The organism is Sphingobium phenoxybenzoativorans, from assembly GCF_018286635.1.
GTDB classification, from domain to species: domain Bacteria; phylum Pseudomonadota; class Alphaproteobacteria; order Sphingomonadales; family Sphingomonadaceae; genus Sphingobium; species Sphingobium phenoxybenzoativorans.
Window position 1 is genome coordinate 3,488,314 of record NZ_CP073910.1, and the last position, 24,375, is coordinate 3,512,688.

The window sequence follows — 24,375 nt, forward strand, 5'->3', positions numbered from 1 at the left end:
GGTCATGTGCCGGACGAAATGCCATATGCCCTGACGGAAGGTCAGAAGGCCTGCCTTCGCCTCGTCGCGAAAGGCATGTCGTCCAAGGAAATCGCCAAGGAACTGAACCTCACACCCTTGACCGTCGATACCTATGTAAAGGCGGCCATGGCGCGGACCGGCGCGACCAATCGCCGGGATGCGGCGCGGCGATTGCAGGATTTGGAGCACTCCCAAAAATCAGGATCACCACCGGCGTCCATTGCACAGGCCGCCTCCCCGGCGGATGACTGGTCGCCGACGCAACATGGGGGACAGCATGGCGCGGCGGGCGGCGGTGAGTGGCGCGACGCGGGCGAAAAGCCCGGACCGCCACAGGGCGCACGGCCACGCTGGTCATGGCGGGTTCCCCCTTTTGGAGGACGCCAGCATGACCTGAATGTCTCCGAGACCCTCGCCCAGATCGCCAAGGTGGCGATCGTCGCGGCGCTGGCGATGTCCGCCATCGTCACTTTGATCGAGGGAGCGATGCATCTTCTCAGCACGTGAGGATGCTCCCCCACTTCCCATGCGACACTCAGGCCAACGCGCCGTCCGGGCGCGAAAGGAGAAGCCATGCCCACATTCACCTACGCCGCCGGCCACACCGTTGCCGCCGATGTCCGCAACGTGTTTTCCGGGATCGACGGCGCATTGCTCAACACCGCGCGGTTGACCGTATCGCTGCTGGAAGCCAGCGAGGGAGCCGACCTGTCCGCCGCAAAGGGCCAGAAGGTGCTCGAATCGGTGGCCGCCGGTTTCAACAAGGTGGTCGAGGGCCGCAAAGAGATCATGACCGCGCACCGCGCGCTTACGGTCATCAAGGGCGAGAGCAATCTCAGCGTTGTGGACTATGGATGCCTCGGCTCCGGGCCGCTGGCCTCGGCCGCGGACGTCCCGGTATCGGCGGCGTGAAGGCGTCCGGCCATTACGGCTTGACCGGCATGATCCCGTCGTGATCGGGTCCGGCCATGGCCACCATGCAGCTTTCCTTTCTCGCCCTGCTCCTGTTGAGTTGCGGCTACGCATTCCTGCGGGGCGGGCGGGATGGCCGGTGGGCGGCCTTTCTATTGATGTCGGCGGCGATGCTGACCATCCCCGCGTCATGGATAGACGTCCACTGGGCCAGCACCAACATGGCGGTCTTTGCGGTCGATCTCGCCCTGCTGGCGGGTCTCGTCATCCTGGCGCTGCGCAGCCACAGCTATTGGCCAATATGGATGGCGGCCTTCCACGCGCTGAGCGTGTGCACGCATATCGCGACCGCCATCAATCCGGTCTTTGTACCGAAAGTCTATCAGGCGCTGGAAAGCTTCTGGAGCATACCGGTCCAGCTCGTAATGCCCTTTGGCATCATGCTGGACGACTATGCCAGGGGGAGGCGGCAGCGTTCCGGGAACGGGCATGAACTTCACAACCGGCAAGATGAAGCCTGATCCATCCGGGCGCGCCACCACCGACCGCACAGGCGATACCGGCCGCCCCCTCCCCGCTGAATATGCCGGGGAAGGCTATCTGGGCCTTGCAAAGGCCGCCAGAAATATTCTCCGCAACCGCCGACTGCGGGGCAGATATCTGCCCGCCGACCTGTTTGCGGATCCGGCCTGGGACATCCTGCTCGACCTGTTCGCCGCCAGCGCGGAGGGACAGGCGGTTTCCGTGACGAGCGCCTGCGTGGCGGCGGCCGTTCCGGTGACGACGGCGCAGCGCTGGCTTCGTGAGCTGGAGCGGCAGGGCCTGGTCGAACGGCAGCATGACGATGGCGACAGGCGGCGGGTGCTGGTGCGGATCAGCGGCGCAGGCCGCGACGCGATTGCCGCATGGCTGACCGCTACCGGAGGGACTTGAGCCAGAACTGCATGGGATGCTGGGTTTCCATAGAATCGCCCACGTCGCGCCAGCCAAATGCGCCGGTCAGGCCCTCGACCGGAGCAAAGCCGCGCCGCCGCCAGAAGGGGTCGAGCGGCGCATAATCCGCCGGCCGCGCCGGATGGTCCGGGGGCCGTATGACCGCGCAGAAGCTGGCATGGGCGAAACCCAATTCCCGCGCGCGCGCCTCCCGCCGGTCAAAAAAGGCGTGGCCCACGCCCCGCCCGCGATATTCCGGCAGCAGCACCGATTCCCCGAAATAATAGATGTCGGCGATATCCATGCCCCGGTCACGGAACGGCGCGGCGAACTCCGCCGCATGGTCGGCCATGGGGGCCGCTGTGGCCGCGCCGACCAGCCGGTCCCCGTCGAACGCCCCGGCAACCAGCGCGCCGCCGCTCTCCGCATAGGCGCTGAGATAATCGCGCTCATAGGCGCGGTCCCCCTCATAGAGATAGGGGAAAGCCCGGAACACGGCGATGCGCAGATCAGCCAGACCGTCCAGCGCATCGATCAGCGATGCGCCGGTCAGGTCGCGGACGGCAATGGCGGATGCCCCAGCCATGCCATCCGCCACGACGGGATCACTCCGCGGCGTTGGCCGCCTCGGCCGGAGCGGCGGCATTGCCCTCGCCCTCCGCAGCGTTCGCCGCGCCCGCATTGTCGCCAGCGGCGGCGGGGGCCGCGTCGGCGGCCGGCAGCGGCAGGTTGGAACCCTGCGTATTGAGATAAGCGATCAGGTTGGCGCGATCAACCGGATTGCCCAGACCCGCAAAGGTCATCTTCGTGCCCGGCGCATATTCACGCGGGCTGGTGAGCCAGTGATCCAGCGCCTCGAACGTCCAGGTGCCGCCCTTCGACTTCAGCGCGTCGGAGAAAGCGAAACCGCCACGGCCCGTCGCAACCTTGTCACCCACCACTTCGTGCAGGTTCGGGCCGATGCCGTTCGCGCCGCCAGCGGCGATGGTGTGGCAGGCCGCGCACTTGGCGAACACCTTCTCACCCGCCGCCACGTCGGAACTGGCGAGCAGCGTGTTCAGGCCCGGACCGGCAGCGGCCCCTTCGCCGCCTTCGGCTTCGACGCCCTCAATTTCATAGCCCATCTTCTCTGGACGCTCTTCATGGAAGAACTTGCTGCTGACGATGCCGCCGCCGAGCGCAATGATGCCCGCGAACAACGCCCAGCCGGCAATAGTATTGAAACGATCGTCCATGCGTCCGATTTCCTCCCGATTCTTCGCCGGCGCCCTGATTTTCGCGCCACCCCTTAAGTAGCCCGCCATAATGACGCAAGCGCGAACGCGCAAGCTTGGCTTGCGTGGACCCGATGAAGCCCGTAAGCGCGCGGACGCCAATGGAAAACTATCCTCTCCCCGCCCGGCGTCTGGTCGCCGAAATGGCCGAAAAGGCGGCGGCCGATCCGTCGCGCGCAATCGCCTATCAGGGCGCGCCAGGGGCCAATTCCCACCTTGCGGCGCTGGATTATGCGGCGGATTGCATTCCGCTGCCCTGCTTCGCCTTTGAGGACGCCATTGACGCAGTGCGGGATGGGAAGGCCGACCGGGCCATCATCCCGATCGAAAATTCGCTGCACGGCCGCGTCGCCGACATGCATTTCCTGCTGCCCGAATCGGGCCTGCACATCGTCGACGAATATTTTCTGCGCATCCGCCACTGCCTGATGGCGGTCGACGACAGTCCAGTGAAGAATGCGACCAGCCATCCGCAGGCGCTGGGCCAGTGCCGCCACTATCTGCGCGCGCGGGGCATCCAGCCGGTCAGCTATGCCGATACGGCGGGCGCAGCCGCGCTGATCGCTGAGACGCGCCAGCCGGGCGAAGGCGCGATCGCGCCCCATCTGGCGGCCGAGCTTTACGGCCTGCGCATGGTCGCGGAGAATATCGAGGACAGCGACGATAATATGACCCGCTTCCTTGTGCTGGCGCGCGAAGGGTCGATGCCCGCCCCCGGCGGACCGGTGATGACGACCTTCATGTTCGAGGTGCAGAATGTCGCCGCCTCCCTCTACAAGGCGCTGGGCGGCTTTGCGACCAACGGCGTCAACATGACCAAGCTGGAAAGCTACCAGCGCGGCGCCAGCTTCTCGATGACCGAATTCTTTGCGGACATCGAAGGCAGTCCGGAGGACCCGGGCGTCGACCGTGCGCTGAAGGAGCTGGAGTTCCACACCAAATGGGTGCGGGTGCTGGGCACCTACCGCCAGGCGCGGCCGCGAAGCTAGGGGCAATCGGGCCACATCCGAGCCGAAGTTGCGGAAGTTGCGGGTTGTGAGCGGTTTTGGCCGGGAAGTCGCATGTAGGTCGCACAAAAGTCGCATGTAGGTCTCATGTACGTCGCACCTACCTCTCATGTAGGTCTCACTTGCGTCGCATGTGCGTCTCACTTGAGTCTCACCTACGTCGCACTTGGGTCGCAGGTGCGTCCCATATGCGTCGCGGTTAGGGCGCATAGGCTGGATCATCGCTCTGGCCTGGCGCGCGACGGGTGCGGACGGCTGTTCCATGTGCCGAAGTAGAGCATGGCCGCCGGGATGTAGGACAGGGCTATTCAAAAGCCCTCATGGCGGTCGCCTGACGCAAGAGATGCATGGAAGGCAGCCAGTCTTAAGGCGGCCAGTTTTTGCCATTGGCGAGATTGATCGCTCTGCCCGAAAGCGGATATTACCGGCGTGGTGAAGGCTTCCGTATCCATAGCCTCACGGATCGTGGCAGGAAATAGGCACAGCCAAGAAGACTGCCGCCCGCAAGGCCAAGCAGAGCGTTGATAGCCGCCTCACTCTCAGAAATTGCGGCGTGGTATAGCGTCGCCAACGTCAGGGATACTGCAAATCCAGTGAGCGACAAAGCCGTGCCTGCATGAATATGCTTTCTTTTCATGCTGAACTATTTGCGTCGACATAGACAAATGAGCAAGGTGTTACGAAAGCGGCCAGACTGAAATCCACCCGATTTCGCAGAAATGGATCATTCTCTCGCCCTCAACGCGTGCAGAAACCTGCCAGTCAGCAGGCGACCATTTGTGGACTCTCACTCTCCGTTCGCCCTGAGCTTGTCGAAGGGCTGCACTTCTTAAGAAAATACAGGGCTTCGACAGGCTCAGCCCGAACGGATCAAGGAGTAGCAGACCGTCCACTCCCCACCCCTTCTCGTCATGCCAGCGAAGGGCGAAACGAGGCACGGGACTCGTTTCGCCATCTCACGAGAGGTCACGTCACGGGGCCTGAAATCCCAGCCTGCGCTGGGATGACGATGATGAGAATTGCCGCGCTCCACCCCTTCGTCATCCCGCACGTGATGCGGGATCTATTGGCTCTACGCCCACGTGACTACACCAGCGCCTGCGCTCATGGATTCCGGATCAAGTCCGGGATGACGAAATAGGGGATATGTCCGCATCCTGGGCGGGGAGCGCCAGCCAGGCTTCCGCTTCCTCCATCGTCATGAATATGCGCACGCGCGGATGGACCAGCGTGCGTTCGGCCTGGGCGCGGTTGAGCAGGCTGCCCACGACCACCGCCGCGCGGCCGGATGTGCGGGCCATGCCGCCGCGCATGACGGCGGTCAGCAGGTCCGCGACATCATTGGCCTGGACCGGAAAGTCGAAGGATTCGACGATCGCGTCGAAATCGTCCCCGATCTCGCGCAGGCTGGCGTCGATGCCCTTTGCAAGTTCGGGAACGTCGGCGGGGTTCCAGAAACCCTTCACGGTGATCCGCAGCACATTGGTCCGCGGATCGTGCGTTATGTGAAACATCGATGGCCTTTTGGTGAGACGGAGCCGCGCTTTGAGGAAGATTCCGGACGCGCACAACTGGCATTTTGGCCAAGGGGGTGGAGCGCATTGAAGTGTGCTCCTGCGCGGGGAGTACCTTTGCGTAAATCACTTATGCCTCCTCCGTTCGGGCTGAGCTTGTCGAAGCCTTGTCCTTTCTTTCGATGCAGTCGAAGGAAATACATCCCTTCGACAAGCTCAGGGCGAACGGAGGGGGATATGAGGGTCTCGCGAAAGCAGGAGTCCAGTTCAGACGGTGGGACTGGGCTCCTGCCTGCGCAGGAGCATGGGGTGTTGTCGGCTTAGCGTCGCTCTTTAATGCGCCGCGCCCCAGCTTGGGCCGGTGCCGATCTCTACCCCCAGCGGCACGCTGAGCTTCACCGCCGGTTCGGCCGCGCCCGCCATCGTGTCGCGGATGATCGCGCTGGCCGCCTCCACATCGCTTTCGGGCAGTTCGAACACCAGTTCGTCATGGACCTGCAGCAGCATCTTCACGTCCGGCAGCCCCGCCTTCTCCAGCGCAGGTCCCATGCGCGCCATCGCCCGCTTGATGATGTCGGCGCTGGTGCCCTGGATCGGCGCGTTGATCGCGGCGCGCTCGGCCCCCTGCCGCTCATGCTGGATCGAGGCGCGGATGCGGGGGAACCAGGTTTTCCGGCCGAACAGGGTTTCGGTGTAGCCGCGCGCCCGCGCCTTCTCCAGCGTCTCGTTGATGTAGACGCTGATGCCGGGGAAACGCTCATAATAGCGGGAGATCATGTCCTGCGCCTCGTCCGCGCTGATCTCCAGCCGGGAGGCGAGGCCCCAGCGGCTGATGCCGTAGAGGATGGCGAAGTTGATCGTCTTGGCCCGGCCGCGCGTGTCGCGGTTGACCTCTCCGAACAGTTCCTCCGCCGTGCGGTTGTGAATGTCCTCACCGTTCGCGAACGCCTCCTTGAGCGCGGGCACGTCCGCCATATGGGCGGCGAGGCGCAGTTCGATCTGGCTATAGTCGGCGGCGAGGATGACATTGCCCGGCTCCGCGACGAAGGCGTGGCGGATCTGGCGGCCGGTCTCCGTGCGGATCGGAATGTTCTGAAGATTGGGGTCGTTGGATGACAGGCGGCCGGTCTGCGCGCCGGTCAGCGAGTAGCTGGTGTGGACGCGGCCGGTCTGCGCGTTGATCTGCTGCTGCAGCGCGTCGGTATAGGTCGACTTGAGCTTGGATAGCTGCCGCCAGTCGAGCACCTTGCCGGAAATCTCCGACCCTTCGGCCTTCAGCTTCTCCAAGATCGTGACATCGGTGGAGTAAGCGCCGGACTTGCCCTTCTTGCCGCCCTTCAGGCCCAGCTTGTCGAACAGGATCGCGCCAAGCTGCTGCGTGGAGCCGATGGCGAAGGGCTGACCGGCGAGCGCATGGATTTCCCCCTCCAGCCGGGCGATGCCGTCCGTGAACTCGCTCGACAGGCGCGAGAGATGCTCGCGGTCGACCTTGATGCCGGTATGCTCCATCTTCGCGATGACGGGGACGAGCGGGCGGTCGACCATTTCATAAATGCGGGTCGCCCCTTCCTGATGCAGACGCGGCTTGAACAGCTTCCACAGGCGCAGGGTGACGTCGGCATCCTCGGCGGCGTAGGCGGTCGCCTTGTCCAGTTGCGCCTCGGCGAAGCTGATCTGGTTCTTGCCGGAGCCGACCACATCCTTGAAGCTGATGCAGGTGTGGCCGAGATGGGTCTTGGCCGCCTCATCCATGCCATGTCCCGCAAGGCTCTGCCCGGCGTCGAGGTCGAAACTCATGACGATCGTGTCATCGAACGGCGCGACGGTGATGCCGTGGCGGCCCAGAACAGTCAGGTCATATTTGATATTCTGCCCGACCTTCAGGATGCTGTCGTCCTCCAGCAGCGGCTTGAGCTTTGCGAGGACCAGATCGAGCGGAAGCTGCAACGGCTTTTCCGCGAACATGTCCATCCCGCCATGCCCGACCGGGATGTAGCAGGCGAGGTTGGGTCCGGTGGACAGGCTGACCCCGACAAGCGCGGCGGACACCGCGTCGAGCGCGCTCGTTTCCGTATCCACCGCCACGATCCCTTCGGCATAGGCGGCAGCGATCCAGCGATCCAGCGCCTCCTCCGTCACGACCGTTTCATAGGCGGAGCAGTCGATCGGCGGCGCGTCCTCGATCTGGGGCGGCGGCGGAGGCGTCCCGGAAGTGATAGCGGCGGACGCCGCGGCCACGGCTACGGCCGCGGCCGGTCCGCCCAGGCGATTAAGCAGCGCCTTGAAGCCGTGATGCTCAAGGAAATCGCGCAACGGTTCTTCCGGAATGCCCTTGAGCGTCAGGTCGTCGAGCGGCTCCGGCAGCGTCATCTCGCAATGGAGCGCGACCAGCTTGCGCGAGAGGCGGGCCATGTCGCTATGCTCGATCAGGTTTTCCTGCATCTTCGACTTCTTCATCGAAGGCGCGGCGGCGAGCACCGATTCCAGGTCGCCATATTCGGTGATCAGCTTCGACGCGGTCTTGGGGCCGATGCCGGGGACGCCGGGGACATTGTCCACGCTGTCGCCCATCAGGGCCAGCACATCGCCCAGCTTTTCGGGCGGCACGCCGAACTTGCCCACGACATAATCCGCGCCGCGCCGCTCATTCTTCATCGTGTCGTACATGTCGACACCGGGCTGGATGAGCTGCATCAGGTCCTTGTCGGAGCTGACGATGGTGACATTCCACCCCGCCTCCACCGCGCGGCAGGTGTAGGTGGCGATGATGTCGTCGGCCTCGAAACCAGCCTCTTCAATACAGGGCAGCGAGAAGGCGCGGGTCGCGTCCCGGATCAGCGGGAATTGGGGGACCAGATCCTCCGGCGGCGGCGGACGGTGCGCCTTATACTGGTCATACATGTCGTTGCGGAAGGTATGGCTGCCCTTGTCCAGCACCACGGCGAGGTGGGTCGGACCGTCCGCCTTGTCCAGCTCCGCGGCCAGCTTCCACAGCATTGATGTGTAGCCGTAGACCGCGCCGACCGGCTGCCCGTGCCGGTTGGTGAGCGGCGGAAGCTGATGATAGGCGCGGAAGATATAGCCGCTGCCGTCGACGAGGTAGAGGTGGTTGGGTTTCGCGGCGGCGGTTTGATTCTCGGACATGGGGAGGGAGATAGCGGTTAACCCGCCGGGTCTCCAGTGGGTGCGGGATGACGGGTTAAGAGCACCTATGTTTGTCGTCACCCCGGACTTGATCCGGGGTCCCGCTATTTTCGGGTTCGTTTCAAAGATTAAAGCGGGACCCCGGGTCAAGCCCGGGGTGACGAAATCGGCGAAGGTTCACCTACAAGAACGGACGCAAAACGCCGCTCAATATTTGTCGTGGTTCGCCGCTATCGCCCGCGCCACGCCCTGCATCAGCGCCCAGCGTTCGGGGATGGAGACCGTCGTGCTGCCGATCATCACCGCGACCGCATAGCTGGTGCCGTCCGGCGCGGTCATGATGCCGACATCGTTGAAGCCGGTGGAGCGCGGCGGCAGGTCCTGCCCCGTGCCGGTCTTGTGCGCATAGGTCCAGCCGGCGGGCACGCCGCCCTTGATCCGCTGCGGCCCCGTTTTCGCCTCATGCATCGTATCGAGCAGGAAGCGGGTGGATGTGGCGGAGAGCATGTCCCCCTTTTTGAGCTTCGCGAGCGCGGTCACGATGCCGATCGGCGCGGCGCCGTCCGGCGGATTGGCGAGGTAATCGTCCAGCGCCTTGTTCCGCACCGACATCGGCAGGTTGGCGCGGGCGGTGTAGAAGTTGCGGCCGAGCGAGTAGCTGGGGTTCCAGTCCAGACCCGCCGTCGCGCTTTGCAGCAGGCGCTCGCCGGGGCCGAAGCGGATGTTGGAGATGAAACGGCGGGCAAGGAAACCGCGCACCGCATCCGGCCCGCCCGAACGGCGCAGCATTGCGTCATTGGCGGTATTGTCGCTCTGCGTCATCGCGCGGCGGAACAGGTCGGCATAGGTGGTGGTGTAGCCGTCCTTGCCGATCATCGCGGCCAGCGGCTGATGGAACAGAGTGAGGTCGCTGCGCCCAAGCGTCACGCTGTCGGTCAGCTTCAGCTTGCCGCGATCGACATTGTCGAGCAGGTTCATCGCCACCCAGAGCTTCGACACGCTTTGCTGCGGGAACAGCTCATTGCCGTTATAGGAAACAACCCAGTCGGCATCGACGCGCTTCACGGCAATGCCGGCATGGCCGTTAAAGCCCCGGCCGAGCGACTGGATGATGGACACAAGCGCCGGAGACGGGCGCGAACGCGGGTTATAATCCTGGAAAGGCGCAGGCGGGTTGGCGACCGGCCGGGGAGGTCCAGCCAGCGGAGACGTGACCGGACGCGGCGTCGCCGGGCCGACACAGGCGGCAAGGGCTATTGCGGCCAGCAGTCCCGCGACCGTCTTGCCACCTAGGCCATTCCGAGCGCCCCCGCGCCTGATGATGATGCGATCGGCGGTCGCCCGCCGCTCAATTCCCCGCACTTTCCGTCCTTTTGCCCACAGATTTCAAGTTCATAACATCCTCGCGCGCCTGTAAAGCGCAAAAGCGTTTGCGACGGATGATTCTGAAAATAGGGTGTAAGGAGCCTTAACAATCCTGAATGCGCCGCTCATCTACGGTTAAAGGCGCATTTGGCAGGATGAATGGATGACGATCGACATCAAAACGACGCGCCGCGCAGTGCTGGGCGGCGGCGCATTGCTGGCCATCAGCGCCATTCCGGGCTTCGCCGCCACGCCATTCGCATCCCGCAGGATCGCGGTCACGGTTCGCGGGACCGGACGCGATGTCCTCCTGATCCCCGGCCTCGCCAGTGGTCCGGGCATATGGAACGGGGCGATAACCAGCGTGTCGGGCTATCGCTATCATCTGGTGCAGGTCCGCGGCTTTGCGGGCCTGCCGCCCGACCTCAACAAGACCGGCCCGCTGATAGCGCCGCTTGCGGATGAGATCGCCCGCTATATGTCATCGATGGGGTTGGCGCGGCCGGCGGTTGTCGGCCATTCGATGGGCGGCACGCTGGCCATGATGCTCGCCCTGCGCGGCGCGGCGGGCCGGGCGATGGTGATCGACATGCTGCCGGAGGGCGCAGGCATGATCGGCGGCACGGCCAGCGGCATGGGCTATCTGGCGGATCAGCTCGGCCAATATTTCACCGGAACCAAGGCCGGGCGGGACATGTTCGCCGAAATGCTGGCGCGGCAGCCGGGAGCCAAGGGCAGCGACCCGGACGTGATCGCCAAGGCGCTGACCGAGCTAGCGCATACCGATCTCGGCCCGCAATTGGGGAAACTGGCCGTGCCGCTGCGCGTGCTCTACGCCGTGCCTTCCGATGCGCGCATCCGCGCCAGCCTGGTCCAGCAGTTCCGCGCCGCCTATGCCGCCGCCCGCAATGCGGTGCTGACGCCGATCGGCCCCAGCGGCCATATGGTGATGGCGGATCAGCCGAAGCTGTTCACCGCCGCGCTTTCCGATTTTCTGAAGGGAATTTGACGGGCGTCAAAGCCAGCGCGCGCCAGGCGCCGCTAAACCGGCTCCATACTCTTTCACGGGAGCCTGACAATGACCCGCCACTATCCAGCCGAACATTTCGCCGCCGAAAAGATCACCGGTGACCAGATCGCCATCGCCCGGCCCGTTCCGGCGGCGCGCGGGGAATATGGGCGGACATTCGACCTGCCCCCCGCCCTCTACGCCATGACGGTTGGCGGCTATCTGGCCTATCTGGCCGTCATGGGCATCGCCTTCATGGCGCCCGATCTGGTCATCCCGATGGCGATCTTCGTCTTGTTCGTGCTGGCCGCGTTCGGCACCCCGGCGCTGTTCGCCCGGATGGCCCCGCCGCCGCCGGGATGGCCGCGGACGATGAGCGCCTTCATGCGCGAGGGCTTCGAATGCATGACCGGCCATGTCAGCGGAACGGGGGCGGCGACCCAGGTGCTGATCATGCCGGTGCTGATCCTGATCTGGGGGATCTGCATCGCACTGATCGCGGCGATGGTGCGCTGATCCTTATCGAACCAGCTCCTCCAACTTGGGCGCGTCGAGGATTTTGACCCCTCGCGCGCCTTCCTTTTTGATGATGCCTTCCCGGCTGAAATCGGTCAGGCGGCGGCTCACCGTCTCAATCGTCAGGCCAAGCAGGCCGGCGATTTCGCCGCGCGTCAGGGGCATATCGAACTGCGTCGCAACGCCGCCCGGATCGCAGGCCGCCGCCCGCGCAAAGACCAGCAGCAGCCCGGCGACCCGCTCCCGCGATCCCCTGCGCCCGATCAAGTCGATAATGGACCGCGTTTCGGCAAGGTCCAGCGCGGACCGGCGCAGCAGCGCATGCGCCATGTGGGGATAGGCGTCGACCAGCTTTTCATAGGGCTTGCGCGGAAACAGGCAGACCAGGCTGTCCGTCAGCGCCGTGACATGATGATGCGCGGTCGGCGTGAACAATTCGCCGACGAACCCGGCGGGATGCACCAGCGCTACGATCCGTTCCGTGCCATCCCGGTCGATGGCGCTGATCTTCAGCGCGCCGGAGATGAGCGTGGCGCAGGCGTAATTATCCTCCCCCGCATCGATCAGCGCGTCGCCCCGCTCCAGCGTGCGATGCTCGCCGATGCGCATCAACTCGCCGCGCTCGGCCTCCGTCAGCGCAGCGCAGACGGCCTGTTCGCGTACCGCGCATGTGGCGCATTGCAGGGGATAACGGCTCATATGACCCCGCATAGCAGGCGCAGTGCCGTTCCGTCATCCGCGCAAATCAGGGGGCCAGAACGGTATCCACCGCCTCCGGCAGCTTTTCGGGATAGTCGAGCGTATAGTGCAGGCCCCGGCTTTCCTTGCGGTGGAGCGCCGAGCGGACGATGAGGCGCGCGACTTCCAGCAGGTTGCGCAGCTCGATCAGGTCCGGCGTCACGCGGAAATTGCCATAATAGTCGTCGACCTCCTGCGCGAGCAGGTTGACGCGGTGCTGGGCGCGCTCCAGCCGCTTGGTGGTGCGGACAATGCCGACATAGTCCCACATGAAGCGGCGGATTTCCTTCCAGTTGTGCTGGACGATGACTTCCTCGTCGGAATCGGTGACGCGGCTTTCGTCCCAGGCGCGGATCGGCGGCGGGGCTGGCAGCTCATCCCAATGCGCGCGGATATGCTGGGCGGCCGCCTCGCCGAATACGAAGCATTCGAGCAGGGAGTTGGACGCCAGGCGGTTCGCGCCGTGGAGGCCGCTTTCCGTCACCTCGCCCGCGGCGTAAAGGCCCGGCAGGTCGGTCTTGCCGTCCAGGTCGATGACCACGCCGCCGCATGTATAATGCTGCGCCGGAACGACCGGGATCGGCTCCCTGGTGATGTCGATGTCTAGGTCCAGCAGCCGGGCGTAGATGGTCGGGAAGTGATGCTTCACAAATTCCGGCGGCTTGTGGCTGATGTCGAGATGCACATAGTCGAGGCCGAGGCGCTTGATCTCATGATCGATGGCGCGGGCGACGACGTCGCGGGGGGCGAGTTCGCCGCGCTTGTCGAACCGGTCCATGAAGCGCTTGCCGCCGCCGGGCACGCCAGGGGGCAGTTTCAGCAGGCCGCCCTCGCCGCGCACAGCCTCCGTGATCAGGAAGTTCTTCACCTCCAGATTATAGAGACAGGTCGGGTGGAACTGGTTCATCTCCATATTGGAGACGCGGCAGCCAGCGCGCCAAGCCATGGCGATGCCGTCGCCGGTCGCCCCGCGCGGCGCGGTGGAAAACAGATAGGTGCGCCCCGCCCCGCCGGTGCACAGGATCGTCGCCTTGCCCAGCAGCGCATCAACATGCTTGGTCTTGCGGTTGAAGGCGTAGACGCCCCAGACATGGCCGTCGCCGGAATATTTCTCGCCATGACGGCTGGTGATCAGGTCGATGGCGACCATGTCGGTGGCGAGCGTGATGTTGGGATTGGCCTGCGCCGCCTTCACCAGCGCCTGCTGCACGGCCGCGCCGGTCGCATCATCGACATGCACGATACGGCGGTGGCTGTGCCCGCCCTCGCGCGTCAGGTGCCAGCGTTCGCCGAAATCCTCGCCCGCATTGAACGGGACGCCAAGCGCCGCCAGCCGCTCGATCGCGGCGGGGGCGTTGGAGACCACAAACTCCACCGTCTCCCGATTGTTGAGGCCGGCGCCCGCAACCATCGTATCCTCGACATGCTGTTCGAAACTGTCGCCGCCATCCAGCACGGCGGCAATGCCGCCCTGCGCCCAGTTGGTCGACCCGCCGTCGAGGGCGCCCTTGGCCAGCACCAGAACCTTCTTGTCCTGCGCCAGATTGATCGCGGCGGTCAGGCCGGCCGCGCCGGAACCGATGATAACGACGTCATAGGTGGTGGTGGACATCTTCTTCCTGACGTTATCTTTTGCCCGTTCGCCCTGAGCGAAGTCGAAGGGCTGTCCTTCTTAAGAAAGTGCGGGGCTTCGGCAAGCTCAGCCCGGACGGAATTGCAGGACGCGCGCTAGGCGGCCGCCGCCGTGAGGTTCAGGAACACATCCTCCAGATCCGGGTCGCGCGTGGACACGTCGACGATCTGCAGCCCCTTTTCCTGGATCGCGGCCAGCACCTGACCGGCGTTCGCCTTGTCCTTCTGATAGGTGATGGTCAGCGTCCGGTCGGTAGTCAGCTCCACCTTTTCAAAGCAGGGCGCGACTGGCACTTCGGCAAGCGCGCGGTCCACCGTCACCACCACCACCTTCTCCTGCGCCATGCCGACCAGTTCACGGGTCGGCTTGTCCGTGATCAGGCGGCCATGGTTGATGATGGCGATGCGGTCGCAAAGCTGCTCCGCCTCCTCCAGATAATGGGTGGTGAGGACGATGGTGACGCCCAGATTGTTGAGATGCTTCACATAGGCCCAGAGCTGCTGGCGAAGCTGGATGTCCACGCCCGCCGTCGGCTCGTCCAGCACCAGGATCGGCGGCGAATGCACCATCGCCTTGGCGACAAGCAGGCGGCGCTTCATGCCGCCGGACAGCGTGCGCGCATAGGCGTTCGCCTTGTCCTCCAGATGCACCGCGCGCAGCAGCTCCATCGTCTTGCGCTGATCCTTCGGCACGCCATAGAAGCCCGCCTGGTTCTCCAGCGTCTCGAACGGCGTGAAGAAGGGATCGAACACGATTTCCTGCGGCACGATGCCGATCGAATTCTTCGCGTTGCGCGGATTGGCGTCGATGTCGAAGCCCCAGATGCGCGCCGTGCCGCTGGTCTTGTTGACCATGCCGGACAGGATGTTGATCAGCGTCGACTTGCCCGCGCCATTGGGTCCGAGCAATCCGAAAATCTGCCCGCGCGGGACGTTGAAGGTCACATTGTCGAGCGCCTGCTTTCCGCCCTTATAGACTTTTGACAGGGACTCGATGGCGATGGCGGGCTGCGCCGCCGGGATTGGGGAGGAGTCGGTCATAAATTCCCCCTACTCCCTTCGGCTCGGCAATGTCGAGGAGGGGGTCGAGAACGGGGCTGGGACCATGAGGAAAGTTCACACTGCCTCCACAAATTTCTGCAATGATATATTGTATCTTAAACCTTCCCGGACTATGTGCGTGTCCAGGACGGTATTGATGTTTCAGAATGCGCTTTCACGAGGATCACTGGACCGGTTGGCCGTCGCGCTGTCCGGCCTGTGCGCCGCACATTGCCTGACGACGGCGATTCTGCTGGGCGCACTCTCCTCCGCCGGTGGATTCTTTGCCAATCCGATATTCCATGAGACCGGCCTTTTCCTGGCGATCGTCCTTGGCGCGGTGGCGCTCGGCAACGGCGCGATAGCCCATGGGTTCATGATGCCGGCGGCCATCGGCGCGCTCGGCCTGGGGATCATGGCTGGCGCGCTCAACCTGCCGCATGGCAGCGAGGAAGGCGTCTATACCGTGATCGGCGTGATGATCCTGGCGCTGGGGCACGACCTTAATCGCCGCGCGGGCCACTGAACCGCCGCAATTTATCCTGTAGTCTCTTCCTGCTGACGCTATAGCTGGACAAATATAGCGCGTTAACAGGGAAGTGCCGATGTTTCGCCGGCTGAAGGAAATTCTGTTCATCCTCGCCCTCGCGACGGCGCAGCATGGCATGGCGCAAACAAAGGCGCCGCTGGTGCTGGCGGCCGCCAGCCTGCAGGAATCGCTGACCAAGGCGGCGGACATGTGGGCGGCGCAGGGTCATGCGAAACCGGTCCTGTCCTTTGCCGCCTCCTCCGCCCTCGCCCGCCAGATTCAGTCCGGCGCCCCGGCGGACATGTTCATCTCCGCCGATGAGGAATGGATGGACGCCGTGCAGCAACAGGGGAAGATAAGGGCCGGGACGCGCCGGTCCTTCCTGTCGAACCAGTTGGTGCTGATCGCCCCAGTGACGCAGAAAGGACGGATGGCGATCCGGCCGGGATTTCCGCTGGCCCGCGCGCTTGGCGGCGGCCGCCTCGCCATGGCCGATCCTGACGCCGTGCCCGCCGGGAAATATGGCAAAGCGGCGCTGATCAAGCTTGGGGTCTGGAACAGCGTCGCCGATCGCACGGCGCGCGGGGAAAGCGTGCGCGCCGCGCTGGCGATGGTGGAGCGAGGCATTGCGCCCTATGGCATCGTCTACACAACCGATGCGCGCGCATCCGCCAAGGTGCGCATCGCTGGCCTGTTCCCGCCGAACAGCCATCCGCCCATAACCTACCCCATCGCCCTGCTGAAAGACGCCCCAAGCGCGGAGGCGGAAGGCTTCCGCCAGTTTCTGCTGTCGGCGAGGGGCAAGGCGATTTTCCGCAGCTATGGCTTCACACCGCGTTGAGCGCCATCCTGTCCCCTGACGACTGGGCGATCATCGGCCTGTCGATGAAGGTCAGCCTGGCGGCGGTCATCGCCACCCTGCCCTTCGCCTTCCTGTTCGCATGGCTGCTTGCGCGCGGACGCTTTCCCGGAAAATTGCTGCTCGACGGACTGGTGCACCTGCCGCTGGTCGTGCCGCCGGTGGTTGTCGGCTGGCTGCTGCTGCTGGCGTTCGGACCGCAGGGACCGGTGGGCGGCCTTTTGCGCGACTGGTTCGGCGTCAGCGTGCTGTTCCGCTGGACCGGCGCGGCCATCGCCGCCGGGGTCATGGCGCTCCCCCTAATGGTCCGGGCCATCCGCCTGTCCATCGAGGCGATCGATCACCGGCTGGAGGCGGCGGCCCGCACGCTCGGCGCGAACCGGTGGCATGTGTTCCTGACGGTTACGCTGCCGCTGTCCCTGCCGGGCATAGTGACGGGCGCGGTGCTGGGCTTCGCCCGGTCGCTGGGGGAGTTTGGCGCGACCATTACCTTCGTATCCAACATTCCGGGGGAGACGCGCACCCTGCCCATCGCAATCTACAGCGCCTTGCAGACGCCCGGCGGCGACAGCGCCGTGTTCCGGCTGGCCGTAATATCCGTGCTGCTGTCGCTGGCCGCCCTAGTCGCGTCGGAGGCCATGGCGCGGCGGGCATCGACCGGCAGGAGCGGCCATGTCCTTTGACGTGCAGGTAACGCGGCGAATGGGCGGGACCACCGTCTCCGCGCGCATTCCTCCGGCCGATGGCGTAACCGTGCTGTTCGGTCCGTCGGGTGTGGGCAAGACCTCGATCCTGAATATGGTCGCCGGGATATTGCGGCCAGACAGCGGCCATATCCGCATCGGCGGCGAAACGATGTTCGACGCGGCGGCGGGGACCGATATGCCCGCGCATAAAAGGCGCATCGGTTATGTGTTTCAGGATGGCAGGCTTTTCCCGCACCGGCGGGTTCGCGGCAACCTGCTGTACGGACACAGGCTGGCGGAAGCGCGCGACCGGTGGATCAGCCTGGAGGAAACCATATCCTTCCTGGGGATTGGCGGGCTGCTGGACCGGTGGCCGGCCTCCCTTTCCGGCGGCGAAGCGCAACGGGTCGCCATCGGCCGGGCGCTCCTGTCCGGCGCGCGCGCATTGCTGATGGACGAACCGCTGACCTCTCTCGACAGACCCAGGCGCGAAGAAGTGATGACCGTGATCGAACGGATACGCGACGAGCTGCATCTGCCGATCCTGTATGTCACGCACGACCCTGCGGAGGCGGAGCGGCTGGGCGCGCAGCGGATCGAAATTGCGCATGAATGACGTAACGGAGAACGCGGTTTTTACACCCTTGTTGAAATAAAACCTCCGTGATGGAGGAATTATGACAACGGTTCGTTACTCCTAGCAAGCAGCCTCACGCTGCATAACAAAGACCAGTTACATCGAGCCAAGCCATTATTGGTTTGCCGGAGCCATCCGCGCGAACAGGGAGCTGCTTGCTCTGAACAAATACAACGGAGAGGTTAGAAAAAGGGAAAATCGAATAAAATCATAACGATAATAAATCGAGAATTTAGCGCATCTGATTTGACAGGGGAAACATATGCACTTCTTTCGACGCATGAATATTTCGCTTACAGGCGTAGCAGCCACGGCAATTGTTGCCGGACTTATGGCCTCCGCCGCCTCTCCCGCCGCCATGGCCGCGACATCAAAGCTGAGTTCGACGATCAGCGCCCGCCACAAGTTCGATATCAAGCCGCAACCGCTCAGCGAAGCATTGCGCGCATTGTCGGCGCAATCGGGCATGCGGATTCTCTTTCCTTATGATGAGGTCGCTCCGTTCCGCGGCCGCGGCGTCTCCGGCTGGCTTTCCACCGAACAGGCGCTGGACCAGTTGCTGGCGGGAACGCCGCTGAAACATTCCGAAGCCGGGGACGGCGTGATTGCGCTGGCCCCCAGCGGCACCCGCTCGGCGGCGCGGCGCAGCCCGCTTTCGCTGCAGTTCGCGCAGGCGGCGACCGCCAATCCGACGGACGCAGGCGTACTGGCGATGGCGCCTTCGGCCGCGCCGGAGGATGAACAGGACGCCAGCCCGATCATCGTCACCGGCACCCGCCAGACGACCCGCACGGTTGCCGACAGCCTTGCGCCGATCGACGTGTTGAGCAAGGCGGACATGGAAACCAGCGGCAAGCAGTCCGTCCGCGACTTGCTGGGCACGCTCGTCCCGTCCATCAACGTGTCGAACAATGGCGCAGGCGCAAGCTGGGCCGTCCGCACCCTGTCGCTGCGCGGCCTGGGCGGCGACCAATTGCTCGTGCTGGTCAACGGCAAGCGCCGCCACAACACCGCGACGCTGTTCATCAACGGATCAGTCCAGAACGGCCAGTCCCCGCCCGACCTCGACCTGATCGCGGGCAATGCGATCGAGCGGATCGAAGTGCTGCGCGACGGCGCGTCGGCGCAATATGGCTCCGACGCGATCGCAGGCGTCGTCAACGTCATCCTGAAGAAGGACACGTCGGGCAGCGCCTCCGTTCTTGGCGGCGCCTATCTCGACGGCGGCGGCGAGCAGGGCCGTTTCCAGATCGACAAGGGCTTCGCGCTGGGCGACGGCGGATATATCCACCTGTCCGCCGATGGATCGATGCAGGAAAACACGATCCGCGGCACGCAGATCACGGCCAGCCCCTTCTATCCCAACATTGGCGGCGTCCTCGATCCGCGCGACGCGACGACGAACCGTTTCCGCACAAAACCGGGCCAGCCGGAAGTTGTCGGCGGCAATGTGTCTTATGACGCCATGGTGCCTGTTGGCGATGCCTTAGAGCTTTACAGCTTTGGGACCTTTTCAAAGCGTCATGCCGCTGGATGGCTGACATTCCGTACCCCAGCCGCCAGCAACAACATCTACGAGGTATATCCTGAAGGCTATATTCCGCGCATCCACGTCCGCGACACCGACTTCCAGTTCGCTGGCGGCATTCGCGGCGACGGCCCGGCGGGCATCCACTTTGACCTCAGCACCACCTATTCGGAAGATGAGGTGAAGTATGAGCATACGACATCGCTGAACGCCTCGATGGGTCCGGCAAGCCCGACTACCTTCTATCTCGGCTTGGTGAAGTCCACCGAATGGACGACCAATTTCGACCTGCAGAAGGAATTGGAAATCGGCCTTGCGGAACCGCTATTCGTTGCGGCGGGCGCCGAATATCGTGAGAACAAGTTCACGATCGGGGCTGGCGAACCGGCATCCTATATCGATGGCGGATATCGTTCGCCCCCCGGCACCTACCTCGCCGGCGTGCTCCGCACGGCGGGCGCTCAGGGCGTCACCGGCTTCCTGCCGGAAGGATCGGGCACCTGGGATCGCAACAACTGGAGCGCCTATCTGAACCTGGAGCAGAAGATCGTCGAAGGGTTCGAGATCGGCCTGGCCGGACGGCATGAGGATTATTCGGACTTCGGCACCACCGACACTGGCAAGGCCTCCGTCCGCATCGAGCCGGTCACCGGCTTCGCGGTTCGCGGCACGGCCAGCACCGGCTTCCGCGCCCCGACGCTGCAGCAGCAGCATTATGCCTCGTCCAGCACCATCGGCGTGCCGGTCAACGGCGTGAACGTCCTTCTGCCCGTGCAGGCCCTTCCGGTCGACTCGGCGGCGGCGATCGCGCTGGGCGCCCAGCCGCTCAAGCCGGAAAAATCGACCAACTATTCGGCGGGCATAGTCTTTACCGCGATACCGCGCCTGAACATCACGATCGACGCCTACCAGATCAAGATCAAGGACCGGATCATGCTGAGCGAAACGCTCAGCGGCACGCTGGTTCGAAATGTGCTGAGCGCGGCTGGCATTCCCGGCGTTGCTGGCGGTTTCTACTTCTCCAACTCCGCAGACACCCGCACCCGCGGTCTCGATATCGTCAGCACCTATCGCGCCGACCTGGGCGGGGCGGGCACAGCGACGTTCAGCCTGTCGGCGAACTTCAACAAGACCGTGTTCACCCATATCGACGACATCCCGGCCGTGCTCGCCAGTTCAGGTCTCGTCCTGATCGGCCGCGCCAAGCAGGGCGACTTCACCAAGGGCACGCCGCGTGACAAGTTCATCGGCAACGTGCTGTGGAATCTGGACGACTTCTCGCTGAACCTGCGCGCCACGCGGTACGGCAAGATCACCCAGATGGCGGCGTCTCGCGTTCTCGCCACCGATGCAGGCGTCGCCTGCGCGGCGGGATCGGCAGGATGTTCGCTGCAGTTCGTCGACGAGGAAGTGAAGCCCAAGGTGATCTTCGACCTGGAAGCCGGTTACAAGATTTCCGAAGGCATCAAGATCTCGGTGGGTGCGAACAATCTGTTCAACATCTATCCGACAAAGCTATCACCGGTGAACCAGTTCGGCGGCCAGCTCTACTACAACGCCTACTCGCCCTACGGCATCAGCGGCGGACTTTACTACGGACGGATCAACTTCAATTTCTGATCCCCTCGCGGCCGCCCGATATTCGGGCGGCCGTTTTCTTGGGCACTCCATCGCCCCATATTTCTGACGGAGATGATGATGAAAAAGGCGATCGGTTCGCTCAACCGCCGCGAAGCTCTGGCTTTGGGCGGCGTGGGGTTACTTGCGGCGGGGAGCGCAGGCTCGCTGGCGCAGGGCGGCGGTACGGGGAAACCCGGCCCCGGAACCGAGACCAGCGTCACCGTGGAGGACGCAACCAATGTCGCCCTTTCCGTGTCGCGTGACGGCAAGATGGTGGCGTTCGACCTGCTCGGCCTGTTGTGGACCATGCCGGTCGCGGGCGGCGCGGCCAAGCGCCTGACCGGCGATTTTGACGATCTTGGCCAGCCGGACTGGTCGCCGGACGGCGGCCGGATCATCTTTCAGTCCTATCGCACCGGCAATTTCCACCTCTGGTCGGTCGCGGCCGAAGGCGGTCCGCTGACTCAGCATACCGACGGCCTGTTCGACGACCGCGAACCGCGCTGGTCGCCCGACGGCAAGACCATCGCCTTCGCCAGCGACCGGGCGGAGGGGCGTTACGCCATTTACCTCCTCGATGTCGCCAGCGGCGCGGTGAAGCTGCTGTCGCAGGGCAAATCCAACGATTCCGAACCCTGCTGGTCCCCGGACAGCAAAAAGATCGCCTATGTGGCGGACGGCACCAAGCTGATGGTCTGCGGCCTGGACGGCGCAGCCACGCAACTGGCCTCCGTGCCCGCCTCCGCCGACCGGATGCGCCCCTCGGCGATCCAGGCCCCCAGCTTCGCGCCGGACGGCAGCATTTCCTACACGCGCGCTGGCCCCGGCACGATGACGCTGGTCCATGACGGCAAGGATGTGGTGACCGGGGAGGATCTCTATCCCTTCCGCGCCGGGTGGTTGCCCGGCGGCGGGTTCCTCTACGGATCGAACGGCAAGATCAGGCGGCGTTCCCCCAGCGGCGCATCGGAAGTCGTGCCGTTCAAGGTCTCGGTGCCGGTCACTACGCCCGACTACAAGAAAAAGACCCGCGATTTCGATTCGACGACGCCAAAGCCGGTGGTCGGCATCGCCGGACCCGCTTTGTCGCCCGACGGCAAGCAGGTGGCGTTCGTCGCGCTCAATGACCTGTGGCTGCTGCCCATCGGCGGGCGGCCCAAGCGGCTGGTGAAGGACGGCTATCATAAATGCGACCCGGCCTGGTCGCCGGACGGCAAAACCATCGCCTATTCCAGCGACCGGAACGGCACACTCGACATCTTCCTGCATGACGTAAAGACGGGGAAGGAGAAACAACTCACCAACCTGCCCAATCAGGCGGCGACCTATGCGGCCTGGTCGCAGGACGGCGCGCTGATCGCTTTCCTGGATCAGGAGGGCGCGCTGCACACGGTCGAGGTTGCGAGCGGCGCTGTGCAGAAAGTCTATGACGCGCTGTGGGAACCGGGCCGCCCGACCTTCGGCCCCGGCGCCAAGACCATCGCCTATTCCGCGTTCAAGCCGATCTCCGCCCGTTACCGCGAGGGATTGAGCGAGATACTGACCGTCGACCGCGCCACTGGCAAGGGCGGCTATGCCCCCGTCGCGCCGGGCAAGTCGTTGGGCGTGCGCGGCGTCGACGGCCCGGTCTGGTCGCCGGACGGCAAGAGCATGGCCTATGTCTTTGCCAGCACCCTGTGGGTCGTGGCGGTGGATGAGGCCGGCAAATTCACCGGCGCGCCGAAACAGATCACGACGGAAGTGACCGACGCGCCAAGCTGGAGCGGCGATTCCGCCTCGCTCCTCTATCTCTCCAACGGGAAGCTGCGGATGGTGCCGGCCGCCGGCGGCGTTCCGCGCACAGTCCCCTGCCGCCTGGACTGGGCCAATGCCAAGCCCGCGGGTCGCACCGTCATCAGGGCCGGGCGGATGTGGGACGCCACAGCGCCCGAATATAAGACCGACATGGACGTGGTGGTTGAGGGCAACAAGATCGCGGCGGTGCTGCCCAAGGGCAGCGCGACCGACGCGAACGCCAAGGTCGTTGACGGCTCCGGCCTGGTCCTGCTGCCCGGCCTGATCGACATGCACACCCACCGGCAGATGGCGGGCTATGGCTATGGCGACCGCATGGGCCGCGCCTGGCTGGCGATGGGGATCACCGCTACCCGCTCCCCCGGCTGCCCCGCCTATCATATGGTTGAGGACCGGGAGGCGATTGACAGCGGCGCGCGCATCGCGGCGCGGCACTATGCCACCGGCGAGGCGATCGATGGATCGCGCATCTTCTACAATTTCATGCGTCCGGTGACAGAGCCGGGGCAGATGGAGCTGGAACTCGCCCGCGCCGACGCCCTGTCCTACGACATGGTGAAAACCTATGTCCGCCTGCCCCATGACGTGCAGAAAACGGTCGTCGATGCGTCGCACAAGATGGGCATGCACCTGTCATCCCATTATCATTATCCGGCGCTGCACAGCGGCATGGACTGTATGGAGCATCTGGGCGCGACCAACCGCTATGGCTATTCGCGGACAATCACGGCGCTGGGCGGCGGCTATCAGGATGTGAACGGCCTGTTCGCGGGGGCCAAGGGCAGCCGCACCCCCACCCTGTTCATCGCCTCCTACCTTCTGGGCGAGGACAGCAGCATTGCCGAGGACAAGCGCATCCGCACCCTGTTCCCGCCCTGGGAATATGCCAAGCTGATGGCGCGGGTGAAGGCGATGAAGGAAATGGACGTCACGCCGTTCAAGGAAAGCTTGGAACGGCAGGTCGCCCAGATCAAGCAGACGATGGGCTTTGGCTGGCACGTCATCAACGGCACTGACGCGCCGATCGACCTGGTCGCGATCAGCCTCCACCTCGCGATGCGCGGCATGGTGCGGTTCGGCATGACCCCGCATGAGGCTTTGCTGTCCACCACGCGCAACAGCGGCGAATTTCTGGATGAGCCGATCGGCCGGATCGCGCCGGGGATGCTGGCGGACATGATCCTTGTGGAGGGCGACCCCCTCAAGAAGATCGACGATGTGGCGGCCGTGCGGCAGGTGGTGATGAACGGCTTCGTCCACACCCCGGACTCGCTGATCGCGCCGTTCGAGAAGCAGGAAGCGGCGGCGGCGGAGAATATGATCCTCCCCCGCCTCGCCGATGCGCACCAGCATTATTGGTGGCAGGAAGCGGAGTATGTCGAACAGAGCCGCGCGGCCTGCTGCGCGGGGCATACGACGGTCGCGCATGTGTGAGTTTGGACGTCGGAGTTAAAGCGCCTTCATCCGTCACCTTAGCATAAGCTGGACCGATCCAGCCTCATGATATCTCAGCCGTCACTGGGATGAAGAAAGGAAGGAGGCGGACCACACCTAGCGGGCCGCGCAACTACCAATGCTACCCACGCTCAGCCATGTGTGGACGCCTCTAGTTACAT

Annotated in this window: 21 protein-coding genes; 13 read left to right on the top strand and 8 right to left on the bottom strand. The window is 64.4% G+C overall.

What is annotated here, in order from left to right; all coding sequences use genetic code 11:
* Positions 1-18: 18 nt before the first annotated feature.
* From KFK14_RS17290 to KFK14_RS17305, 4 genes are all read left to right on the top strand, one after another.
* The gene (locus KFK14_RS17290; RefSeq protein ID WP_212608519.1) at positions 19-528 is read left to right on the top strand and encodes a helix-turn-helix domain-containing protein; all 510 of its coding nucleotides are present in this window, start codon (positions 19-21) and stop codon (positions 526-528) included.
* A 66-nt stretch (positions 529-594) separates the two neighbouring features.
* Positions 595-933 (top strand): hypothetical protein, encoded by a 339-nt coding sequence (locus KFK14_RS17295; RefSeq protein ID WP_212608520.1) that lies wholly within the window; start codon positions 595-597, stop codon positions 931-933.
* Between the two features lie 56 nt (positions 934-989).
* Positions 990-1,454 (top strand): hypothetical protein, encoded by a 465-nt coding sequence (locus tag KFK14_RS17300; RefSeq protein ID WP_212608521.1) that lies wholly within the window; start codon positions 990-992, stop codon positions 1,452-1,454.
* Entirely contained in the window at positions 1,423-1,866 is a 444-nt protein-coding gene (locus KFK14_RS17305) for a MarR family transcriptional regulator (protein ID WP_212608522.1), read from the top strand. Before KFK14_RS17300 ends, KFK14_RS17305 begins: the two co-directional genes overlap by 32 nt.
* On the opposite strand, the gene KFK14_RS17310 is transcribed toward KFK14_RS17305, so the two are convergent.
* A complete protein-coding gene (locus tag KFK14_RS17310; RefSeq protein WP_212608523.1) occupies positions 1,850-2,452 on the bottom strand; it encodes a GNAT family N-acetyltransferase in 603 nt (200 codons plus the stop codon). The genes KFK14_RS17305 and KFK14_RS17310 overlap by 17 nt on opposite strands.
* A gap of 19 nt (positions 2,453-2,471) precedes the next feature.
* Positions 2,472-3,101, bottom strand: a complete 630-nt coding sequence (locus KFK14_RS17315) for a c-type cytochrome (RefSeq protein ID WP_070153101.1) — start codon at positions 3,099-3,101, stop codon at positions 2,472-2,474.
* A gap of 140 nt (positions 3,102-3,241) precedes the next feature.
* On the opposite strand from KFK14_RS17315, the gene KFK14_RS17320 reads away from it, so the two are divergent.
* Entirely contained in the window at positions 3,242-4,129 is an 888-nt protein-coding gene (locus KFK14_RS17320) for a prephenate dehydratase (protein ID WP_212608524.1), read from the top strand.
* Positions 4,130-5,265: 1,136 nt separating this feature from the next.
* Here the strand turns inward: KFK14_RS17320 and KFK14_RS17325 are convergent.
* The 3 genes from KFK14_RS17325 to KFK14_RS17335 all read right to left on the bottom strand — a co-directional run bounded on the left by KFK14_RS17325 (position 5,266) and on the right by KFK14_RS17335 (position 10,125).
* Complete coding sequence (locus KFK14_RS17325) at positions 5,266-5,661, bottom strand: hypothetical protein (RefSeq protein ID WP_212608525.1); 396 nt, start codon at positions 5,659-5,661, stop codon at positions 5,266-5,268.
* 333 nt (positions 5,662-5,994) lie between these two features.
* The gene (polA, locus tag KFK14_RS17330; RefSeq protein WP_212608526.1) at positions 5,995-8,805 is read right to left on the bottom strand and encodes a DNA polymerase I; all 2,811 of its coding nucleotides are present in this window, start codon (positions 8,803-8,805) and stop codon (positions 5,995-5,997) included.
* A 207-nt stretch (positions 8,806-9,012) separates the two neighbouring features.
* On the bottom strand, positions 9,013-10,125 hold the full coding sequence (locus KFK14_RS17335; RefSeq protein WP_425516689.1) for a serine hydrolase: 1,113 nt from the start codon (positions 10,123-10,125) through the stop codon (positions 9,013-9,015).
* Between the two features lie 208 nt (positions 10,126-10,333).
* Between KFK14_RS17335 and KFK14_RS17340 the strand changes: the two genes are divergently transcribed.
* Both KFK14_RS17340 and KFK14_RS17345 read left to right on the top strand, forming a co-directional pair.
* Positions 10,334-11,179, top strand: coding sequence for an alpha/beta fold hydrolase (locus KFK14_RS17340; RefSeq protein ID WP_212608527.1), 846 nt, complete (start codon positions 10,334-10,336; stop codon positions 11,177-11,179).
* A gap of 69 nt (positions 11,180-11,248) precedes the next feature.
* Positions 11,249-11,695 carry a hypothetical protein gene (locus tag KFK14_RS17345; protein WP_212608528.1) on the top strand — a complete coding sequence of 149 codons (447 nt, stop codon included), beginning with the start codon at positions 11,249-11,251 and terminating at the stop codon, positions 11,693-11,695.
* A gap of 3 nt (positions 11,696-11,698) precedes the next feature.
* Here the strand turns inward: KFK14_RS17345 and KFK14_RS17350 are convergent, their stop codons facing one another.
* From KFK14_RS17350 to KFK14_RS17360, 3 genes are all read right to left on the bottom strand, one after another.
* A complete protein-coding gene (locus KFK14_RS17350) occupies positions 11,699-12,394 on the bottom strand; it encodes a Crp/Fnr family transcriptional regulator (protein WP_212608529.1) in 696 nt (231 codons plus the stop codon).
* A 46-nt stretch (positions 12,395-12,440) separates the two neighbouring features.
* Positions 12,441-14,045, bottom strand: coding sequence for an L-aspartate oxidase (nadB, locus tag KFK14_RS17355; RefSeq protein ID WP_212608530.1), 1,605 nt, complete (start codon positions 14,043-14,045; stop codon positions 12,441-12,443).
* Positions 14,046-14,161: 116 nt separating this feature from the next.
* Complete coding sequence (locus tag KFK14_RS17360; RefSeq protein WP_070153117.1) at positions 14,162-15,106, bottom strand: ABC transporter ATP-binding protein; 945 nt, start codon at positions 15,104-15,106, stop codon at positions 14,162-14,164.
* A gap of 157 nt (positions 15,107-15,263) precedes the next feature.
* Here KFK14_RS17360 and KFK14_RS17365 point away from each other — a divergent pair, with 157 nt between their 5' ends.
* From KFK14_RS17365 to KFK14_RS17390, 6 genes are all read left to right on the top strand, one after another.
* Entirely contained in the window at positions 15,264-15,632 is a 369-nt protein-coding gene (locus KFK14_RS17365; protein WP_246524683.1) for a MerC domain-containing protein, read from the top strand.
* A 79-nt stretch (positions 15,633-15,711) separates the two neighbouring features.
* Positions 15,712-16,476, top strand: a complete 765-nt coding sequence (gene modA, locus KFK14_RS17370; protein WP_212608532.1) for a molybdate ABC transporter substrate-binding protein — start codon at positions 15,712-15,714, stop codon at positions 16,474-16,476.
* Positions 16,477-16,481: 5 nt separating this feature from the next.
* Positions 16,482-17,177 carry a molybdate ABC transporter permease subunit gene (gene modB, locus KFK14_RS17375; protein ID WP_212611211.1) on the top strand — a complete coding sequence of 232 codons (696 nt, stop codon included), beginning with the start codon at positions 16,482-16,484 and terminating at the stop codon, positions 17,175-17,177.
* Positions 17,167-17,796, top strand: coding sequence for a molybdenum ABC transporter ATP-binding protein (locus KFK14_RS17380; RefSeq protein WP_212608533.1), 630 nt, complete (start codon positions 17,167-17,169; stop codon positions 17,794-17,796). The genes modB and KFK14_RS17380 overlap by 11 nt, the downstream gene beginning before the upstream one ends.
* Before the next feature lie 352 nt (positions 17,797-18,148).
* Positions 18,149-20,965 (top strand): TonB-dependent receptor, encoded by a 2,817-nt coding sequence (locus KFK14_RS17385; RefSeq protein WP_212611212.1) that lies wholly within the window; start codon positions 18,149-18,151, stop codon positions 20,963-20,965.
* 78 nt (positions 20,966-21,043) lie between these two features.
* Positions 21,044-24,193 (top strand): amidohydrolase family protein, encoded by a 3,150-nt coding sequence (locus KFK14_RS17390; protein WP_212608534.1) that lies wholly within the window; start codon positions 21,044-21,046, stop codon positions 24,191-24,193.
* Positions 24,194-24,375: the final 182 nt, after the last annotated feature.

What these genes read in the sequence shown, in the direction of transcription:
- KFK14_RS17290 (WP_212608519.1), top strand. Translation starts at nt 19, where the DNA reads ATGCCATATGCCCTGACGGAAGGTCAGAAGGCCTGCCTTCGCCTCGTC.
- KFK14_RS17295 (WP_212608520.1), top strand. Translation starts at nt 595, where the DNA reads ATGCCCACATTCACCTACGCCGCCGGCCACACCGTTGCCGCCGATGTC.
- KFK14_RS17300 (WP_212608521.1), top strand. Translation starts at nt 990, where the DNA reads ATGGCCACCATGCAGCTTTCCTTTCTCGCCCTGCTCCTGTTGAGTTGC.
- KFK14_RS17305 (WP_212608522.1), top strand. Translation starts at nt 1,423, where the DNA reads ATGAACTTCACAACCGGCAAGATGAAGCCTGATCCATCCGGGCGCGCC.
- KFK14_RS17310 (WP_212608523.1), bottom strand. Translation starts at nt 2,452, where the DNA reads ATGGCTGGGGCATCCGCCATTGCCGTCCGCGACCTGACCGGCGCATCG.
- KFK14_RS17315 (WP_070153101.1), bottom strand. Translation starts at nt 3,101, where the DNA reads ATGGACGATCGTTTCAATACTATTGCCGGCTGGGCGTTGTTCGCGGGC.
- KFK14_RS17320 (WP_212608524.1), top strand. Translation starts at nt 3,242, where the DNA reads ATGGAAAACTATCCTCTCCCCGCCCGGCGTCTGGTCGCCGAAATGGCC.
- KFK14_RS17325 (WP_212608525.1), bottom strand. Translation starts at nt 5,661, where the DNA reads ATGTTTCACATAACGCACGATCCGCGGACCAATGTGCTGCGGATCACC.
- polA (WP_212608526.1), bottom strand. Translation starts at nt 8,805, where the DNA reads ATGTCCGAGAATCAAACCGCCGCCGCGAAACCCAACCACCTCTACCTC.
- KFK14_RS17340 (WP_212608527.1), top strand. Translation starts at nt 10,334, where the DNA reads ATGACGATCGACATCAAAACGACGCGCCGCGCAGTGCTGGGCGGCGGC.
- KFK14_RS17345 (WP_212608528.1), top strand. Translation starts at nt 11,249, where the DNA reads ATGACCCGCCACTATCCAGCCGAACATTTCGCCGCCGAAAAGATCACC.
- KFK14_RS17350 (WP_212608529.1), bottom strand. Translation starts at nt 12,394, where the DNA reads ATGAGCCGTTATCCCCTGCAATGCGCCACATGCGCGGTACGCGAACAG.
- nadB (WP_212608530.1), bottom strand. Translation starts at nt 14,045, where the DNA reads ATGTCCACCACCACCTATGACGTCGTTATCATCGGTTCCGGCGCGGCC.
- KFK14_RS17360 (WP_070153117.1), bottom strand. Translation starts at nt 15,106, where the DNA reads ATGACCGACTCCTCCCCAATCCCGGCGGCGCAGCCCGCCATCGCCATC.
- KFK14_RS17365 (WP_246524683.1), top strand. Translation starts at nt 15,264, where the DNA reads ATGTTTCAGAATGCGCTTTCACGAGGATCACTGGACCGGTTGGCCGTC.
- modA (WP_212608532.1), top strand. Translation starts at nt 15,712, where the DNA reads ATGTTTCGCCGGCTGAAGGAAATTCTGTTCATCCTCGCCCTCGCGACG.
- KFK14_RS17380 (WP_212608533.1), top strand. Translation starts at nt 17,167, where the DNA reads ATGTCCTTTGACGTGCAGGTAACGCGGCGAATGGGCGGGACCACCGTC.
- KFK14_RS17385 (WP_212611212.1), top strand. Translation starts at nt 18,149, where the DNA reads ATGGCCTCCGCCGCCTCTCCCGCCGCCATGGCCGCGACATCAAAGCTG.
- KFK14_RS17390 (WP_212608534.1), top strand. Translation starts at nt 21,044, where the DNA reads ATGAAAAAGGCGATCGGTTCGCTCAACCGCCGCGAAGCTCTGGCTTTG.